The following is a 315-nucleotide window of genomic DNA, read 5'->3' on the forward strand; positions in this document are numbered from 1 at the left end:
CGAGGGATTGGCGGTGCCATGGATGATGTGCGTCGATGACGACGCCTGTGGAAGCATCAACGCCGCCCCAAAAACTAAGGCCTTCTTCGGACGCCAAAACGGGTCCGTTTGCTTGTCCTACAAGGATGCTGCGTGTCATAAGTGCTTTCTATTTAACCACAAAACCATGCGCGAAGTGGTCGCGTTCATCGTCTATGAATATTGTATTAATGCCCGTTACGCTGGCCCATCCGGCAATCGAAGGGATGATCGCAGGCTTATCCGCAACCGTTGCCGCCGCCTCGACGCGCCCCTTAAAGAGCGAGCCGATGATGC

2 protein-coding genes are annotated in these 315 nt (G+C 54.9%); both read right to left on the minus strand.

Annotation, left to right across the window (positions count from 1 at the left end):
* The coding region (locus AB9F29_RS21835; RefSeq protein WP_369757240.1) for an aconitase X swivel domain-containing protein at positions 1–139 on the minus strand (139 nt) is incomplete at its 3' end.
* A 9-nt stretch (positions 140–148) separates the two neighbouring features.
* Positions 149–315: proline racemase family protein (locus tag AB9F29_RS21840; protein WP_369757241.1), on the minus strand; the 167-nt coding region annotated here is incomplete at its 5' end.

It is taken from the genome of Falsihalocynthiibacter sp. S25ZX9, from assembly GCF_041205405.1.
GTDB lineage: Bacteria > Pseudomonadota > Alphaproteobacteria > Rhodobacterales > Rhodobacteraceae > Falsihalocynthiibacter > Falsihalocynthiibacter arcticus.